This window comes from Streptomyces sp. NPDC111520, assembly GCF_055635295.1.
Map to the genome: position 1 here is coordinate 43,682 of NZ_JBVKBW010000009.1, position 18,018 is coordinate 61,699.

Here is an 18,018-nt window from a genome sequence, read left to right on the forward strand (position 1 = left end):
AGGCGGGCAGGGTCGATGTCGGGGGGCGCTGTGGGAATCTCGGCGAGTGTGTCGGCCATGCAACCGATGGTGATCGCCGTCAAGGGGCACAAGTAGCACAGCTTGTGCTACCCCGCTTCGTCCTGCGGACGAGCTTTACACGGCGCCGATCCACTCTGCGAAGGCAAGCAGACTCTCGTTGCCTGCTCGCTTGATGCGAAGGATCTTGGCGGTGTCCTCCCGCGCCCAGCGGTGTTCGGCCACATGCTGCGGAGCGACGGAGCGGGCGACCTTCAACGACTCGAAGGCCTGGTCAATGAGCCCGGACCACAACTGAGCCCGCGCGACTTCGACATAGAAGCCCGAGCGTCGCTCAGCCGGGACCTCGACCGCCGAGGGCACCCACTCATGGGCCAGATTCACCGCATGCTTGAGGTGCTCCTCGCTGCCCAGCGAGACGGCGACCGAGACCTCCTGAATGCGTACGGACGAGGGGCCGAACGCCGTTCCCTGATAGATCCCTTCTGGCACAACATCACCGAGACGCCTCGCCTCGGCGATGTGGGTCGTGGCTGCGGCCGCGTTCTTGGCACGCCCTGCGATGACGGCTGCACGCATGTGGAGAGCGCCAAGGGCAGCAGCGGTTGCAGGTTGCTCGGGAGGCGGGGCCGCATCAATCGCCCTCTCCAGGGCACGCAGGCCGGCGGAATGAGCACGGGCGGCGAAGAAGGTCTCGGTGCGGACGTAGGCCGCGGCAGCGCAAAGCAGCGGATCTTCGGCCTCTGCTGCGGCCCACGTCATGAGGTCGACCAGGCGGGCGGACAGGTCGCGCCCGCCGTGTTTGTAGGCCACGGCGTCTGCGGCCCGGTATGCCGCCACCAAGAGGCGTGCGACGGCAAGCCTTTCTTGGCTGCTTGTGCTGTGCAGGGCCCGAGAGAGCTCGGTGAGTAACTGGGGGATGTCGCGGGCGATGCGGGCGTACTGCGCGCTGAGCCGCCAGCTGACCACTTCGTCAACTACGGCCTGAAGCTCGCGCAGCGGCCGAACGGGGCCATCATCGGGGAGGTCGTACGTGGCGATCACAGCTGAGATGTCCGAGAGCGCCGCCCGCACACGACTAATGGCCCTGCCGCCCCCGTCGGCTGACAGCCGAGATGGGTCGAGAGCGAGAGCGGCGGCGATGGCATTCAGCGCGTCCTCGCTCGGTAGCCGGGCACCACGCTCGACCTTCTGGATCATGCTCGGTGACAGCGACGCTGCCCGGGCAAGATCGCCTTGCCTCATGCGACGGGAACGACGGACGGTCGCGATGCGCTTGCCTACATCGCCCGCACTGTCTCCGAGCACAGTGGTCTCCGATCCTCCTGAATGTACGGAGGGTATCGCGTATCTGACCCAGGGTTAGGAACCTTACGCTACCTCGTCAGCGTATCGACCAGCTCTGTAAGGGAGTTGATGCGCCAGTCCGCCGCAGCCACAACTTCTGGACTGTCGGCCCACAGATATCCCCATGGGCCGCGTCGAAGGTGTGCTGCCCGCAATCCGGCAGCGAGGACCGGGAAGACATCGTTGGCGGGGTGATCGCCCACGTACACGATCTCTTCAGGGGTGCAGTCGGCCGTCTCGACGAGCCGCTCGAAGAAGGCGGCCTCGGGCTTAGCCACACCCCAATCGCCGCTCGTCGCGATGACGTCTGCGGGCAGGTCGAGCGCGCGCAACAACTCGCCTGCTCTGCGGGTCTGATTGCCCGCGACAATGACTCGGAACCCGGCCGCCAGAAGCCTGGACAGGGCTGGCCGGACATCCTCGTACAGGTCATGCTCGTCGAGCTGTTCCCCGTAACCGGCGCGCTCCCGCGCCGCGTACTCGACGGAAACCTCCAGACCGGGCCGCACAAGTCGCAGAGCGTCGGCGTTGTCGCGTCCTTGAGCTACGACGGATCCGACAAGGGCGGACATGGTGTGCCGGGGTACTCCCAGCCAGTCCGCCCAGGAAGCCCAGCCGCGGTCGTCTCGGATCAGGGTCTCACCGACGTCGAACGCTACTGCGCGAATCATGCACGGCATCCTACGGGGCCACCTCAGGAGCGTGATGAGCAGCCGGCCGTGCACGCGTCTGGTTGAAGGGAGGCGCGCACAGCACCCGCTGGCGACGACTGGTCCGAGAGAGAGGGATCTGGAGAGAACGCATGAATGATTGAACGAACTGTCGTGCGACTTGAAGGGGTCGGGAGGGTGACTTCCTCGGCTTGGTCGTCCATGTTGTTGCGTGTCGACGGTCATCGTCTGCGGTCATGCGCTCGACGAACAACTCCTTCGCTGACGATGGTCTCGCCTGGGACGGCAGCCGCAAGAATTACCGGCCGCGCCGGTCTCTGCGCATCGCCGAAGACAGTCCGAGCCGGCTGCTGCGCACTGCGCAGGGCGCGCGGTGTGATGTCTGCGGGAATCCCGTGGAGTGGTACCAGCGCCCGGGCAATACTGCTGTTCCGCTGCATCCGGTGGAGCTGCCTGCGGGGTCGGTGCCACCGGGGGAGCGCTGGCACGTTTCTTCCGGTGTCGCGCATGCTTCCCATGACGGGAGCGTGTGGTGCCGCGTCCGGCACCACGCCCTGTGTCCGGCCGGTGCGGCGGGCAACCGCAGCCCGCTTCTGGAGGAGATGTGCCGAGCCCTCGCGCTGAACTCCCGACGCCTACAAGAGGCCGGCCTCTTCACACCCCGGCCCGAGCAGCCAGTCCAGGCCGCGCCGGATGTGCCTGTCCGGCCGGTCGTGCGCATCATCGGCGCGCGCTATCTCGCCCCCGGTCCTCTCGAGGGCCTCCAGTGTGTGGCCCGGACCCGCGCCCGCCGTCGCTGCTCCCTACCTGTCCTGGACACCGAGGCCCTGCCCGGCACGTGGCGGCTCGAGCTCGTCGATCCACTCCTTCGCCCCGGCGACGGGCACCTGCCGGCCGACCCGGACGTGATGACCCTGTACGACCTCACGGGATTGCCGTACGCCGAACAAATGCGCTGGCGCGCCCAGCGCTGTACCGCTCACGTCGCTGTCCGCGGTGCTGCGGACAGCGCTCTGGTTGCCTGGGATACCTTTGCCCCGGTTCGCCACCGCCTGTACATCTGCGACCGGCTTCCCGGCCCGTCGCTGCGGGGGTCCGACCCGGGCCGTGGTTTGGGGTGAGCCCGCTGCCCTCGAGTGGCCGTTCCGCTCGGCTGCCCCGCCCGCGTGGGCCCGGCGGCCACCACGACCACGCCCCTCACCCAGCTCTCGCTGCGGCGGTTTCGCTGCCCCTGTCCTGGCCGTTTCGGAGGCCCCTGGTGTCCAAGACCTTGATCGGTACTCCCGACCCTGACCAGTCCCCGCCTGGGCCTGCCCTGTCCGATGAGCATGCCGAGCGCGTGGTCCTGGCAGCATTGCTCCGTCACCCGCAGCTGGTCCCGTACTTGATGGCGGTCCTGCACCCGACGTACTACAGCAGCCCGGCCTGCCGGGAGGTCTTCCTCGCTGCGGCGGTCATCCATCACCACAAGGAGCCCTGCACTGCGGCGGCCGTCACGGCCGAACTCGCACGGCGGCAGCGAACGAGCACGGCCGCCATCCTCGAGCAGGCCAAGGACCTGGTCACCGAGCTTGTCCGTGCTGCGGTACCGGCGGAGCCGGTGGTAGTGCACTACGCGGCGATCGCCCGGGACCTGGCCGCGCTACGCCGCCAGACGATCGCTCATCCCGAGGGCCTGCCGCCGGTGCCGATGCGCGGCTTCCTCATCGACGACGACACCACCTGACCACTCCTGCGCGCCACAACCGCGCTCTCACAGAACGACGATGCTCAACGATGCTGCAGCCCACCGACGAACAAGTCCTGGCCGCCGACGCTTTCGCCACCGGGGACCACCTGGTCATCCAGGCCGGCGCCGGCACCGGCAAGACCACGACCCTTACCCAGCTCGCTGCCGGCACCTCACGCCGCGGCCTGTATGTGGCGTTCAACCGGGCCATTGCCCAGGATGCCGCCGGCCGCTTCCCCGGCACGGTGCTGTGCAAGACCGCCCACTCCCTGGCATATGCCGCCATCGGCCACCGCTACCAGGCCCGCCTGAACGGACCCCGCCTTCCCGGCCGCCACACCGCGGACGCGCTCGGCATCACCAAGCCCATGCGCATCGGCAACTACGTCGTATGGCCCGCGACGCTAGCCTCCACGGCGCAGCGCACCGTCACCCGGTTCTGCCAGTCCGCCGACCCCGTTATCGAGCAGCACCATGTGCCCCCGCTCCGTGGCCTGGCCGCAAGCCTGCACGGGGAACTCGCCCGGCGCATTCTGCCCTACGCCCGCGCCGCCTGGGCCGACCTGCAGCACCCCGACACTGGCGCGGTCCGCTTCGAGCACGACCACTACCTGAAACTGTGGGCTCTGTCCGATCCGAAACTGCGCACCGACTTCGTGCTCCTGGACGAGGCCCAGGACACCAACCCCGTCCTGGAACAGGTCCTGCTCGCCCAGCGCGGCCACGCCCAGCTGGTCATGGTTGGGGACTCGGCGCAGGCCATCTATGGCTGGCGTGGTGCCAAGGACGTGATGACCGGCTTCGACGGCACCGTCCTGTCCCTGACCCGGTCCTTCCGGTTCGGCCCCCTGCTGGCTTTGGAGGCTAACCGGTGGCTGGCGATCGCCGATGCTCCGATCCGCCTGGAAGGCAGCCGGTCGATCACCACCGAGGTCGGTAAGGTGACGCAGCCGGACGCGGTGCTGTGCCGCAGCAACATCGGCGCCATGGCCCAGATTTTCCGTTTCCTCGCTCTCGGCCGCAGGGTCGCGCTGGTCGGGGGAGGAGCGGCCCTGCGTGCTCTGGCGCTGGCTGCCCGGGACTTGCAGGACGGACGCCGGACCTCGCACCCGGAGCTGGTGCTGTTTAGCTCCTGGGCTCAGTTGCAGGACTACGCCGAACACGATCCCGCCGGCAGTGACCTGCAGCCCCTGGTCGACCTCGTCGACTTTCACGGCACGGACGCCGTCCTGGCCGCGGTCAATCGCCTGGTCCGCGAGCAGGATGCGCAGGTCACGGTGTCCACTGCGCACAAGGCCAAGGGCCGCGAATGGCCCCAGGTCGAGATCGCCGACGACTTCCACCCACCCAAAGACAGCGACCAACAAGACGAGCATGGGAACCCGCTGCCCGGTCCGATCGACGATGCCGACGCCCGCCTCGCCTACGTCGCTGTCACCCGAGCACGCCACCGCCTCGACCTCGGCGGCCTGGAATGGATCAACGACCACCCCGACGGAAACCCCTAGTCAGTGCTCCGGCAGCGGTGGGTCTGTACGGTCAACGGCCCTAGCTGCTGGCCTTGAAGATCTGTAAAGGAAGTGGACGTTGTTGGCGACGACGCCCACGAACAGCCCCATCGGCGGCGTCCGGGCGCGCCGCCGCCGAACTCAAACACCGCTGGCGCACCCTGCAGCGCGTCACCCTCGGCCCCAGCCGGCTCGGCGCCATTGCCCGCACCGGCCTCGCCCTCAACGACTTGGGGGTGATCACTACTGAAACAAGGTCAGGAAGCGGGCGGCGGACAGGCAATCGGTGAGCGGGCGAGGTTTCTGGCGTCGGTGGCGATCCTGGGCCGGGGGATCATGTCCGGTGTCTGCCGTCCAGGCTGGAGCGGGCAGCTCGGGGCGGGCGGATTCTGGCGCCAGCCCCGGCTGGCCGGAGGATTTGGCCGGTGGACGTCGGTGATGTGGCGGCCCTTGCGCTGGGTCGGTTGGCGTGAGCGCTCGCCATACCTGGTTCGCGTCTTGGCTACTCCGGTTCCTCGGCCCGCGGGGTGTCGCCGCGCAAGACTTTGTCCGTAGCCCGTCCGATGAGAGCAGTCGCTGTTGCGTCGACAGTCCCTCCGACAAGGCCTCCCAGGATCGGGATCCCTTTGGCGAGCGTGATCGCAGCCCGATTGGTTCCAAACTTCGCGAAGAGGAAGAATCCGGCCTTCTTGTTGATCGCCCTGAGCATCGCGATCGGGATCTTCTTGATCAAGTGCTCGCCGAGCTTCTGACCGATTTTCACCCCGAAGGCCGCCATGACGTTCTGCGCACTCATCCCGATCGCGAGCATCATCGCGACCGTTCGCGCGTGCGGGTCGCGGATGTCCCATCCCCGAAGGTGCGCGATAGCGCCGGCCATCCGCATGTTGACAGCGAAGGATGCGGCCACGTTCGCAGGGATCGTCAAGCCTGCGGTGAGAAGACCTCCCAGCCCCGTGACGAATCCCTGAGTTCCGGCCGCCGCCACGGATTCCTTGATGAGGCGGGCTATGACCGCATCGACGTCATCCTTCATGTCCTCAGGAGAACGGCGCTCATCGTCACCGGGTGCCCGGTAATCGGCACCCTGGCGACGCGAAAGACGGTCCTCGGCCCAGGCCACCGATCCCCTCATCGGCCCTACACCGTTCACCATGACCTTCTCCGCAAGATCAGCGACCCACTGACCGGTCTTCTCGACCGCTCCCTCGTCGGGAGTCTCCTTGTCGGCCATCACACGCCCCTTCCGCGAGCGCCCCACCGAGGGGCATCCCGCACTGCTGCGGGCAGGAGAAGGAATCCGGTCGCCGGCAGTCCCCGGCTAGCATGCGGGCGGCCGAAGCCGCATCCCCCTCGCTACCGCCCGTCCACCCCTACGCGCCACGACGTCCTTTGCCGCGCCGCCTTCACGAGCTGAAGCGGTCATACTTTCACATGAGAGTGAAAGCGCTGTCAAACTCCGGCAGTTGGCGTGTGCTCGCTCGACTCTGGACCCGTGAGCGGACTGTGCCGGCTACCCCACCCCGCCGCCGGCCTTCACCAGGCGTCGACTCGTCTGCCTGGTCCGCGGGACGTAGAGTCCGTCCTGGGGCCGGGCTGTAGGCGACGAACAGCAGGCAACGTTCCCGGGCGAGGTCGTCCTCGTGTTGGAGTCGGCAGTTCTCCTTGCCGCAGGGTCGGTCGTTGACGCCGACCACGGCGAAGCACTGCACTCGAGCCAGTCGAAGGTGTACATGGTGCCCACGTTGATCGCGTCGTCGGTGCGGGCGGCTGCTGCGCGGGCCCGGCCGAAAGTGACCCGGCCGCGATCAGGCGGTTCTCGGTCTTCTCGCAGGTCTTGTCTCCCTGCCGCAGGGCAGCTCTTGCAGAGCATCCGGTAGCGGATAGCCTGCCCCCTCACCTCGGGCTACCTGGCGTCGTGTGCGTGGGGGCCGTGCGGGATTTTGTTGGCCATGAAGGTTTTTCGGTGTGCGTACGAGGTTGGTTGACTTGTTCCGTGCGAGCTGTCGACGATGGGCCTCCGGTCAGGCAGTCCGTGCACTGACATACCGCTGGGGCTCACCGAAGGAAGAGAACGTGGAGCAGTTCGCCGCGGGCAAGGTTCTGCGCAGCAGGTACCGGCTGGACCGGATTCTGGGCAGAGGAGCGATGGGGCACGTCTGGCAGGGGATGGACGTGTATCTGGAGCGCCCTGTCGCGGTCAAGACCGTCGCCGCAGACCTTCTGGCCCTGCCTGACTGGCGCCGTACTGCCCTGGCGCGCTTCGAGAGGGAGGCCAAGGCCGCCGCTCGTCTGGACCACGCCAACATCACCACGGTGTACGACGCGGCTGTCACCGAGGACGTCTGCTGCCTGGTGATGCAGCTCGTCGATGGGACGACCCTCGACAACGTGATCGACGGAGCCGACGGCGGGCGCCTGACCCTGCCTGCCGCGGTCTCCGTGGCCGCACAACTGTGCGCTGGGCTGTCCGCCGCGCACGCGGCCGGCCTCGTGCACCGTGACCTCAAGCCTCAGAACGTCATGGTCCGCACCAGCGGTCTGGTGAAGATCCTCGACTTCGGCCTCGTGAAGGTTCTCTCGAACACCGACCCGCAGCTCACCATGACGGGCGAAAGGCTCGGCAACGTGGACTACGCCTCGCCCGAACTTCTGTCCGGCGAGGAGTCGTTGGATGGTCGCAGCGACTTGTACGCGGTGGGGTGCCTGCTGCACCACATGCTCACCGGCCGCCCTCTCTTCTCCAGCGAGCGCGTCCCCGAGTTGGTGACTCAGCACCTCACCGCGTCTCCTCCCTGGTTGGCCGACTGCGGTGTCGATGCCCCGGCCGCGCTTCAGGAGCTGGTGCACGCACTGCTCGCCAAGCGTCCCGAGGATCGCCCCGGCGATGCGGTGGAGGTGTACGCGGCCCTCGCCCCGTACTTGCCGGCCCCTGATCCGGCGCTCGCGGTCCGGAGGATGCCGCCGGAGGATCCCCGGCGGCCGTTCCTCGTGCCCCAAGGACCGATCGTGCCGCGTTAGCCGAAGCTCACTACGGCACGATCCTGGGGCCGGTCATGCCGCGGCGGGCGGCCGGACCTCGATCAGTTCCTTGAGGAACGGGCTCGGCTCTCCGTGCCAGAAGACATCCAGGCTGTCTCGGGCGCGCGTGGCCGCTACGAACAGCAGAGACCGGGCGCGCTGCATCTCCGTCCGGTAGCGCGCCGGGTCCGTGGTCCGCCGCTGCTGGACGCTCGCACGGGGCACCAACCCGTCGGTCACCCCGGCGATGATCATGCGCTGGTACTCGAGCCCCTTGAACCGGAACATCGTGCCGATGTGGACGCCGCTGTCGCCACGGGGTCCGTCCGGGCCGATCTCCAGCGCCGGGATGCCGTGCTGAGCCAACGTGTACGCGGCTTCGCTCGCCATCTGGTTGGTCGGCACGGCTATGGCGATCTGCTCGCGGGGCACCTGTCCCCAAGACTCGATCAGCGCGGCGATCGCCTCACGCTCTTCCTGCCAGTCGTTCAGCCCGTGCAGATCCGGGAGAGCACCGCTGAGCACGGACCGGTACCCGGCCAGCGTCTCTGTACTGCCGTCGAGGTCATCGTACGTCTCGTCGCCGAGCACGTTCAGCGCGGAGCGCAGGATCTGCCGGGTGGTGCGGTAGCTCAGCGACAGCTTCGACGACCGTCCCCGGATGTTGATGCCGAGGCTGCCGAGGGTCACCTGGTTCTTGTAGATGCGCTGGTGGGTGTCACCGACAAGGAAGAGGTCGTTGCGGTCCGGAGCGGTCATCGCACGCAGCATCTTCCAGTGCGCGGGCCGCAGATCCTGAGCCTCATCGACCACGATGTGCCGGTACCGGTAGCGCAGCCAGCCTCCCGAACCGTCGGCCATGTGGACGTTGTCCAGGCCGCCCGCTTCTTCCCGCTGACGGTCGATGGCCTGGATACGGCGGGCACGTTCCGCCTCCAGCTGAGCCGCACGCTCCGCGACCTGGTCCCATGTCTGGACTCCGAGTCGGTCCAGGCGCTGGGTGAAGCGCTCGACAAGCTGCCAGATCTCGGCGCGTTCGGTACGGGTGACCGTGCCTCCGCGTCCGGCGCGGCGCGCCCGGAAGTAGTCCGTGCGGGAGGTGACGGCCTGACCGAGGATGACCTGCGTCCATTCGTCGTTCAGGAACTCGGCGTCCCAGCCGTCCTCGCCGAGCTCGTCCAGGAGCGAGCGCCATTCGCCGACCGCCTGCGCCTCGTCGATGATCCGCTTGCGATTGCCCGGTTCCGCCTCCCGGACGGTCCGCAGCGCAAGCTGGTCGACGTGACTGATTTCGACGCGCGACAGCAGCGCCTCGCCGCCGAGCGCCAGCAACCGGGACCGCAGGTCCGCCGCGAGGTTCTTGTTGTACGTGGTCAGCAGGACCGGCTTGGTCCGGCCGGCCGGGAGGTGGGCGACCAGGTGCTTGACCCGGTGCAGTGCCACGATCGTCTTGCCGGTGCCGGGCCCGCCGCCCACGCGCGCCGGACCGCTGTAGTCCCGCGAGACGAGCTTGGCCTGGGTGGGGTGCAGGAACACCTTCCAGCGCCCGAAGTCCTCGCCCTCCAGCGCCTCGCGCAGCGCGTCGTCGGTCGTGGTGACGATAGTGGCGGGACGCTCGATGGCAGCCCGGAAGTCCTCGGGGTCGACAGGTTCCGGCGCCGCGACAGGGGCGGTGACCTGCTCCAGGACGTCGTCGTACGCCTTGCCGTCGTACAGCGCCAGCAGCACCTCGCCGGTGAGCTGGGGCGCGTACTCGACGAGTCCGAGGAGCTGGTCAACGGTGGTCAGCGCGGCGACGACCGGGATCAGGGACGGGGCCACACCGAGGTCGGTGAGCTGCCGTTCCGACCACTTCGCGAACAGCGGCTCAGGAGCGGCCGGAGCGGCTGGCTCGCTGGGTGTGGTGGTCTGCAGGGCCGCGGGACTGAGCACCTCCTCCTGCACGACCTGCAGGTCCACGTACTCGATGCCGCCGGTGACGCGGTTGACCGAGTACGTGAGCCGGTCCAGATGCGCGTACACGTCCTTGCGGTGCTTGACCGAGACGATCAACCAGTCGTCGTCGGCCAGGCGCAGCAGCAGCGCACGGTATTCGTCGTTGACACGTGCCGAGTACAGCTTGTCGTGCCCCTGCAGCTGCTTGAGACGCAGACCCGCGGAGTCGGGGTTGGTCTTGAACTTGTGCTGGAAGTCGTAGATCGCGCCCTTGACCGGCCGGGGGAGCTTGAGGATCTCCCGGTCCGCCTTGTCGAGCAGGCGCAGCGTCACGTTCTTGCCGGTCACGGCTGTTCGTTCTCCCCGTTCTCCGTAGTGGTGCCGTCAGGCTGGTCAGGATGCTTCCGGTCTCCGGACGGTGGTGCGCCGTCGAGGCCGTCCGCGATGTCGTCCGCGGTCCAGTCGGCGGCGGGCCGAACCTCCCAGCCGGCCGCGGCGAACGCACGGTCGCGGTCGCCGGCTTCCGGGTCCTCGTCCTCGCCCTCCGGCGGGCGAGGGGCGAGGACGACACCGACGCGTGCGGCAGGCCAGGCCAACTCGGCCAGCCAACCGTTCTCGTCGAGCTCGTAGCCGTCCTCGGGAACCGGGACACCGCGCGCGGCGAGCGCCTCGGCGAGCGCGAGCAGGCCGGGCTCGTCCGGGTCGAGGTATTCGACGACCCGGTCCCATGCCTCGTTCCGAACGGGCGGGGCGATGCCCGCTGCGGACACCTCCGCGGCGGCCGAGGGCTTCGGCGAAGGCGCGGCGGTCCCGGCCGGCGCGTGCGTGCCGTCGGCGGTCGCGAGCGTGGCACGGACACTCTCCAGGACACCGCTGCCGCCCGTGACGGCCAGGGTCTCGACGGCGAACCCGTCGATCTGGCCGGTCGTGAGCTGGACGGCGTCACCGCCGCCGGCGTCCAGGAACTGGAGCAGGTTGGACCAGTACAACCAGGCCCGCCAACGGCGCTTGTGCGCCTCCTCCCGGGTGTGAACGCCGGGCGCGTCGTCGAGGAGGACGATGCCGGTCCACGCGGGGGGCTTCGCACGGCCGTCCGCGGCGAGAACCAGCGGCAGCCCCGACCGGTCGGTGACCGTGAACAGCTGCACCGGGCCGCGCGGCCCTGCGGGTGTCGTGCCGCGCAGCGCCGCCGTGATCTGCTCGCCGAGCACGTCCGGCGGCAGCGCGACGGGACGAGCCCCGGCGCCCATGAAGCCCGCCAAGGCGGCCTCCGCCCGCCACTGCCAGCGCTGGGCGTGCGGCTGGCGCAGATACTCCACGAGCTGGACGGCCGGGTTGACCCACACCGTCTCCGCAAGCTCACCAGGCAGGGCGCCCCACACTTTGGCGTAGTAGTCGCGGGCCTTGCCGCGAGCCTTGTCCTCGTACGGTTCCCACACCGGGGCGGCCGGGCCGGCGCCCGCGTAACCGGTGTCCCGAACGCGGCGCTGCCACTCCTTCACGTCGCCGTAGGTGAGCTGGAAGACCCTGAGCCCTTCCGCGCGCAGCCGTGTGCGTTTGTCGGCGTCGTCGCCGACGCGGTTGTGCTCACGGCCGGCGTGGAACTCGTAGCCGTCCAGGTAGACCGCCACGCGCGGGCCGGGCGCGTCGACCCGTTCGAAGAGGACGTCTGGGCGGGTGCCGTCGAGGACACGCTGCTGCGACACCCGCCAGCTCAGCGTGGTGCCGTCGGCCGCGGTCAGTCGCAGGTCGAGCGCGTGGGTGCCGGCCGGCGTGATGTAGGCGTCACCGCTCGCACGGCTCTCCGGAAGTCCGGCCCACTCGCGCAGCGTGTCGATGAACAGGACTTCGAGATCGCTCTCGGCCTGCTGGTGCATCGGGATGTGCTGGGTGGTGGCGACGGGCGAGGTGCGCCAGCGCTCACCGTCCGCACCGAGCAGCTCGTCCAGCATCTGCCGGACCTCGTTGCGGCTGACCTTGTCGTAGTCGGCCGGCGGCACCCGGCGCAGTAGGCAGCGGTGGCAGCCGTCGAGTCCCTTCTCCAGACAGCCGCAGCCCTCGATCACCTCGCGGGCCTTCAGCAGGACCTCGCGGAAGCCGTCGGAGGTCGCCAGGCGGTGCAGGTACCCCGTGCCGCCGGGCAGCCGGTCGTACACCACGAGGAACCGGCGCGGCCAGTCGCGGTCCTCGCCGTCCGGCATGGAGGCGGCAGTGATGTCGATGTGGTCGGGGTCGCCGCCGTAGCGGGCGGCTATGCCCGCGAACAGGGCTGCGGTGAACGAGGCGAGCCGCTCCTTGGCCCGCGCGACGGACGCCGGCAGCAGGATGCGGACGGCCTCCGTCGTCAGTTCGTGCGCAAGCAGCAGCGGCACGTCCAGCCCGGCGCCCTGCTCCTCCCCGCTGCCGCGCAGCCGTCGGCGCGGGCACCACAGCTGGTGGTGGGCGCTGGCTCGGGTGGAGCGGGCGAGCGAGGCGGTGAGCGCGTGCTGTGACTGGTCGACGACCGGTTGCCCGTCGGCCGTCGCCCCGCCGCAACTGGTGCACACGTAGAACGGGTTCAGGCGTACGTCGTCACCGGCCAGTGGAACCGTGCTGCTGCCGTCCTGCCGGTCGACCCCGAGGTTCAGGGTGCGGACGACGGCCTTGCGTGTGAAGTCGGCGCCGAAGACTGCGGTGTCGTGCCGCCACGATCCGGTCGCCAGGTGCGCCGGGTCGATGTCGACGGTGGTGAGGACCGCATACCGTCTCCGGTCACGTTCGTCACGGTCGTCCCGTACCCGGGCGTCGTCCCGCTTGTCGCGGGACATCACCCGCCGGGGCTCCAGCACGTGGTGTACGCAGCCCGCGTCGGCGATCTCCCGGGAACCGCAGCGCGGGCACGGCGAGGTGTCGTTCTTCGGGTCGCCGTGGGTGCGCGCATAACCGCAGGCGGGGCACATGCGCCACACTGCCCAGGCGCGCCGTTCGGGGCTGCCGATGTCCAGGGCGCGCACGACGTGCCGGTAGCCGTTGACGTAGAAGCTGTTGCCGGGCGCGAGTTCGGTCAGGGCCAGCTTGCGGGAACGCTCGTAGTCGCGCACCTCGCTGCGGTACACCCAGTCCCGGCGCTCGTCGTGGCCCTCCGGGGCCGCCTCCGCGGCCTCGTCGTCCCCGGACGCCTCCTTCCAGTAGAGCGTGGCTTCCAGCGACGTCGTCGTGTCGGTGAGGCTGTAGTTGGGCAGCAGGCCCAGTTCGACGAGGGCGCCGTGAGCGCTGGTCTGACTCAGCTCGCGCAGCAGCTCGCCCGTCGCGCGCCGTTCCGCGAGCAGCTCACGCCGCTCCGCGCCCTGTTCACGATCCTCGGCGAGCAACCCGTCCACGGCGTTGTCGATGGCGGCGATACGGCGGCGCAGCTCCTCGCGCCGCGCCGTCCACTCTTCCTCGGCCTCCTGCAGGGCACGTGCGATGCCATTGGTGGCATAGGAGCGCAGCTCGCCCGCTGCGTGCGCGGACACCCCCCGGTCGTCCTCCGGGCCGCCGGAGGCCTGCGGGAACAGCGCCAGGAACTCCTCCACCAGCCGCGCCCCGTGGGTGAGCGCCGCGTCCGACAGGTCCTGGCACCAGCCGGTCGTGCCGAACAGCGCCGACGACAGGCGCGGCACCGGCATGAGCAACTCGCCATCCGCGGTGTTCAGCTCGCCGCGCGCCGCCCGGTCCAGCAGGTGCGCCGTGTACTGGCGGCGCAGGATCTCGACGGCGGACAGGTAGCACCCCGGCGGCACGATGTCACCGGCGATCATCTCGGTCGGGTCGTCCAGGTAGTACCGGTCGCGGGCCCGGCGCCCACCGAAGGCGACCACCAGGGCATTGCCGGTCCTGCGTCCCGCGCGTCCCGCACGCTGCACGTAGTTCGCCGGGCCGCCCGGAAGCGAGCCGAGCAGCACCGCCGACAGGTCGCCGATGTCGATGCCCAGTTCCAGGGTGGGTGTGCAGGAGAGCACATTGGGATCGGTGTAGTGGGTGCCCTGCCGGAACGTCCGCTCCACCCGCTCCCGTTCCGGCCGGGTCAGCATGCCAGTGTGCTCGGCCGTGACCACCCGGTAGGTGCCGCCGGTCAGATACAGACGGCGGTAATAGTCGGCCCGGTAGTCACGCTCCAGCTTCCCGCCGAAGCCGCCGCTGCCCGCCCCGGTCGACGACATGCCGTACTGGGGAGGGGTGAGGATGCCGGTACAGCGCCAGCGGGGGCAGGGGTGCCCGTACCAGCGGGTGCGCCGCTCGGACGGCACCACCTGCTGCCAGCCGCACTCCTCGCAGGACACGAACGCCTTGTTGACCAGGTCGTCCGCCAGGAGCCGCACGTGGATGTGGCCCGGCTGCAGCCCGTAGACGCGGGTCATGCGGTCCTTGGCGGTGCGCGCCGACAGCACGCCCTCGTCCGCGAGGACGGGCAGCAGCCTGCGCAGGTACTCGGTCGCCTGCGCCGCGTCCAGGCCAAGGCAGCGCCGCGTCCAGTCCTGGTACCAGTTGCCACGACCGGTGATCGTGTCGAACTTCGTCTTCTCCTTTGGGCCGTCGAGCAGGAACCTGGGAGGCGCCACGTACCCCTCGGGGAAGGCGGGCATCCCCTCCGGCCGCTGCCCGGAGATGAGGTACTGGTTGACGCCTGCTTCCTTGATCCAGGTGTCCAGCCACCGGTGCCGCACGCCGCCGCGCAGCCGCATCCGCTCCAGCAACCCGCGGACAAACGCCGCGTAGCGCTCGGGCGTAGGCAGTCCGCCGTCCAGACCCAACTGCCCGGGCAGCGTGAGGTGGAGGTCGCGGGCGAGCGCGACGATCCGGTCCGGGTCGGCGACCACCACCTCCGCGGCCGTGGTCCGGGTCAGCTCCAGGGTGCGCCCGAGCCGCGAACGCAGCCCGAACTCCATGACGGTCGCGAAGGCGAGCCGTTCCCCGATGAGCTTCCAGGTCCGCGCGTCCCCGGTGCCGCGCCCCGACAGGAGCCGGTCCACGCCCGGTTCGTCGTGCAGGTCCGGCGGGACGACCGCGGCGAGCGTCTGCGGGTCGTCCACGGAGTCCAAGACGTCGCCGATGAGATCGTTGAGCGGGAGCGGTGCGCCGGCGTCATCCAGTCGGTGTGCCAGCAGCGAGCGCAGCGAGAACTTGTACGAGGCGTTGGCGACATACCCGGCCCGGTGCGCCGCGTCCTGCGTGGAGTCGTTGAACAGCAGCGTCTTGCGCTCCTCCGGCGCCAGCGCGATCTCCTGGCCGCCGGTGAACAGCTGGGTGACCGTGGCGGAAGCCAGCGCGGCGAGCGCGGTGCCGAGGAACCTGATGCCGTTGTCCGTGTTGCATGCCGGGCAGGTGTCGTCCTTGGCGGCCTGGTCGGCAGTCTTCTTGTCCAGGACGGCCCGCGCGAACCAGGCGTCCTGCAGCCCCTCCGCGTCCTCGGCGACGGGCATGCGGTAGGTGCTCTGCGCCCCGTCCAGGACCACCACGGACAGCGGGTCGGCAGCGCCGTCCTGTCTCGGCGCGGTGCCAGTGAGCGTCGCAACGGCGTCCCGCGCCTCGGTCGGTGTCGCCGAGATGAAGTACCGCAGCCGCCGCTTGTCACGTCCGACGGCGGCCTGCCAGATCCGCAGCGGGCTGGTCTCCAGCTTCTGTGGATCGGCCTCCGGGGACAGGGCCGCCCAGCCCGAGCGGCCGCACACGCGGCAGTAGATCGCCGGCAGGTGGGCCTGGGCCGGCCGCTGCACGGTGTCCGAACCCGGCAGCGCCTGCGGCCGCCGCGAGTCCGCCGCCGGCCATTCGTCGCTGCCGGACAGGTCTTCGGAAGCGGACGCCGCGGTGAGCGCGGCGCGCCGCGCGACGGCCCGCTCGTCCTCGTACCAGCGGAACTCCGGCCGGGCACCCACCCCGCTCAGTACCCGTCCCACCGGCCGGACCCACAGGTGAGCCTCGATGTGCAGCAGCGGACGCGGCCGGCGCTCGTCGGACTCCGGATCCCGCGCGGACGACAGCAGCGCCACGAACCGCGACAGCGCCTCCAGCGCAAGCCGCGGGTTCTCCCGCGCGGTGCGCGCCCACGCGTACCCGAAGCGGGCCATGCGGTCCCGCAGCCCCCACTCGTCGAGCGGCTCGCCGTTCAGCAGAGCCAGCACACCGTGGGTGAAGTCGTGCTTCCTCAGCAACCGCCCGATCTGGAAGGCGTCCAGGCCGCGCCGCCCCAGCAGTCGCTCGGCGAGTCCGTCCAGGTCGAGCCGGTCCGGGTCGGACTCCACGCCCGGCCCGCCCGAGACATCGATGACGTCCTTGGGGCTGGGAGGATCGGGCAGCTCGTAGTCGATGTCGCCGACGAAGTCGTCGGCGCTCAGCCGCTCCTCGCCGATCACCGAGTCGGGCCCGAACGGAATGCCGAACACCTGCTCGGCGACGGTGAGGATGCCGCCGGTGTCGCCCCCGCCCTCACCGAGAGTCGCCGAGGTCGCCACCGGGCAGATCGAACCGAGCGGCCGCTCCGGCTTCGAGGCGCCCACGGCGGCCGCCAGCCGCCGCAGCAGCATCGCCACGTCGGTGCCTTGAGCGCCGTCGTAGGTGTGGAACTCGTCCAGCACCATGTACGCCGGGTCCGCGCCCTCCCACAGCGACCGGTCCTCGGCCCGCTGCAGCAGTAGGTCCAGCATCTTGTAGTTGGTGATCAGCACGTCCGGGGGCGACTGGCGCATCTCCTCGCGCCGCGTCATCACCCGCCGGAAGTCCGTGTCCGGCTTGTCGCCGATGTAGAGGCCAGCCGTCACCTGGGCCAGCTCCGGCTGCGCCAGGTAGTCGCCGATGCGGCCGGCCTGGTCCGTGGCGAGCGCGTTCATCGGGTACAGCAGCACGGCCTTCACCCCGCGCCTGCCCAGCGCCTTCTGCCGCCGGCAGTGGTCGAGCACGGGGATCAGGAACGACTCGGTCTTGCCGGACCCGGTGCCGGTCGTCACGAGAGTCGGCTCGGCCGCCCCCTTGTACGTGCTCAGCCGTTGCCATGCCTTCGCCTGGTGCCGCCACGGCGTGAACGACGGCTGCCACTCCAGCGCCGACTGCCACCCGTCGCCTGCGGGGTGGAACGGCGTTCTGATCCGCAGGTACGGCCCCCTGAATATGCCCGTCTCCGGATCCCCGAGGAACCGCTCTAGTGCGAGCCGCGTGTCCTCGTCGGCCAGCGCGTACGTCGTCGTGAGGTACTGCGTCAGACTGCCGCGGAGCTGCGCGGCGGCCAGGGTGGGCTTCACGAGGACCTTTCAGACAAGTCGGTGACCGCGACCGCCGGTGAGTGGCGCCGTGGCAGCTGGCATAGGCGCCGTGACGATCGGCATCAAAAATACCGCTCACCTCGGACAACGGTACCCACCTAGGCGGATCTCGTACGTCCGGGGAAGGGGTAAATGGCGTGAATGGGGCGGGTGGTCGCGTGGTGGTGGCACGTATGCGGCCGGGTCTCGGCCGCGCCGCGTCTTGCAGCGCGTGGTCTGCCGGTCAGGTCCAGCCTGTGAGGTCATCGAAGAAGTCCGCGTACGAGCCGTTGCTGCCACGCGGGGAAGGGACGAGCCGGTGCTTCAGCGCCTTACGGGCGACCGTAGGGCCGTCGCTTTTCCAGAAGATCGGCAGGCCGAGCTCCCGCTTGTTGAGTTCCTCCTTGACGTCCTTGAGGCGTCCAGTGGTCCCACGCGAATCCTTGGGGCTCCGAGAAAAGATGCTGGGCAGCGATGAACACGGAAGATGCGACGCGCGGTGAGACCAGCCTGCTCTGGCGTACCAGTAGTCAGCG

General features: G+C 69.6%; 9 protein-coding genes. 4 read left to right on the forward strand and 5 right to left on the reverse strand.

Annotation, left to right across the window (positions count from 1 at the left end):
• Nucleotides 1-135 precede the first annotated feature (135 nt).
• Both ACZ7MY_RS22200 and ACZ7MY_RS22205 read right to left on the reverse strand, forming a co-directional pair.
• Nucleotides 136-1,326: a helix-turn-helix domain-containing protein gene (locus ACZ7MY_RS22200; RefSeq protein ID WP_499603957.1), complete on the reverse strand. Its 1,191-nt coding sequence runs from the start codon at nucleotides 1,324-1,326 to the stop codon at nucleotides 136-138.
• Between the two features lie 68 nt (nucleotides 1,327-1,394).
• A complete protein-coding gene (locus ACZ7MY_RS22205) occupies nucleotides 1,395-2,036 on the reverse strand; it encodes an HAD family hydrolase (RefSeq protein ID WP_499603959.1) in 642 nt (213 codons plus the stop codon).
• A gap of 236 nt (nucleotides 2,037-2,272) precedes the next feature.
• Between ACZ7MY_RS22205 and ACZ7MY_RS22210 the strand changes: the two genes are divergently transcribed.
• From ACZ7MY_RS22210 to ACZ7MY_RS22220, 3 genes are all read left to right on the forward strand, one after another.
• Complete coding sequence (locus tag ACZ7MY_RS22210) at nucleotides 2,273-3,157, forward strand: DUF6083 domain-containing protein (protein WP_499603961.1); 885 nt, start codon at nucleotides 2,273-2,275, stop codon at nucleotides 3,155-3,157.
• A 137-nt stretch (nucleotides 3,158-3,294) separates the two neighbouring features.
• Nucleotides 3,295-3,762 carry a DnaB-like helicase N-terminal domain-containing protein gene (locus tag ACZ7MY_RS22215; protein ID WP_499603962.1) on the forward strand — a complete coding sequence of 156 codons (468 nt, stop codon included), beginning with the start codon at nucleotides 3,295-3,297 and terminating at the stop codon, nucleotides 3,760-3,762.
• A 50-nt stretch (nucleotides 3,763-3,812) separates the two neighbouring features.
• Complete coding sequence (locus ACZ7MY_RS22220; RefSeq protein ID WP_499603964.1) at nucleotides 3,813-5,273, forward strand: UvrD-helicase domain-containing protein; 1,461 nt, start codon at nucleotides 3,813-3,815, stop codon at nucleotides 5,271-5,273.
• Between the two features lie 502 nt (nucleotides 5,274-5,775).
• Here the strand turns inward: ACZ7MY_RS22220 and ACZ7MY_RS22225 are convergent.
• Complete coding sequence (locus ACZ7MY_RS22225) at nucleotides 5,776-6,507, reverse strand: EcsC family protein (RefSeq protein ID WP_499603966.1); 732 nt, start codon at nucleotides 6,505-6,507, stop codon at nucleotides 5,776-5,778.
• An 842-nt stretch (nucleotides 6,508-7,349) separates the two neighbouring features.
• On the opposite strand from ACZ7MY_RS22225, the gene ACZ7MY_RS22230 reads away from it, so the two are divergent.
• Entirely contained in the window at nucleotides 7,350-8,294 is a 945-nt protein-coding gene (locus ACZ7MY_RS22230; protein WP_499603967.1) for a serine/threonine-protein kinase, read from the forward strand.
• A gap of 33 nt (nucleotides 8,295-8,327) precedes the next feature.
• On the opposite strand, the gene ACZ7MY_RS22235 is transcribed toward ACZ7MY_RS22230, so the two are convergent.
• Together ACZ7MY_RS22235 and ACZ7MY_RS22240 are read right to left on the reverse strand one after the other, a co-directional pair.
• Nucleotides 8,328-10,577 carry a UvrD-helicase domain-containing protein gene (locus ACZ7MY_RS22235; protein WP_499603970.1) on the reverse strand — a complete coding sequence of 750 codons (2,250 nt, stop codon included), beginning with the start codon at nucleotides 10,575-10,577 and terminating at the stop codon, nucleotides 8,328-8,330.
• A complete protein-coding gene (locus ACZ7MY_RS22240) occupies nucleotides 10,574-17,482 on the reverse strand; it encodes a DEAD/DEAH box helicase (protein ID WP_499603973.1) in 6,909 nt (2,302 codons plus the stop codon). Before ACZ7MY_RS22240 ends, ACZ7MY_RS22235 begins: the two co-directional genes overlap by 4 nt.
• Nucleotides 17,483-18,018: the final 536 nt, after the last annotated feature.

Bases quoted from the DNA above. Each gene is read 5' to 3' on its own strand.
- ACZ7MY_RS22220 (WP_499603964.1), top strand. From the start codon at position 3,813: ATGCTGCAGCCCACCGACGAACAAGTCCTGGCCGCCGACGCTTTCGCC.
- ACZ7MY_RS22205 (WP_499603959.1), bottom strand. From the start codon at position 2,036: ATGATTCGCGCAGTAGCGTTCGACGTCGGTGAGACCCTGATCCGAGAC.
- ACZ7MY_RS22210 (WP_499603961.1), top strand. From the start codon at position 2,273: ATGCGCTCGACGAACAACTCCTTCGCTGACGATGGTCTCGCCTGGGAC.
- ACZ7MY_RS22225 (WP_499603966.1), bottom strand. From the start codon at position 6,507: ATGGCCGACAAGGAGACTCCCGACGAGGGAGCGGTCGAGAAGACCGGT.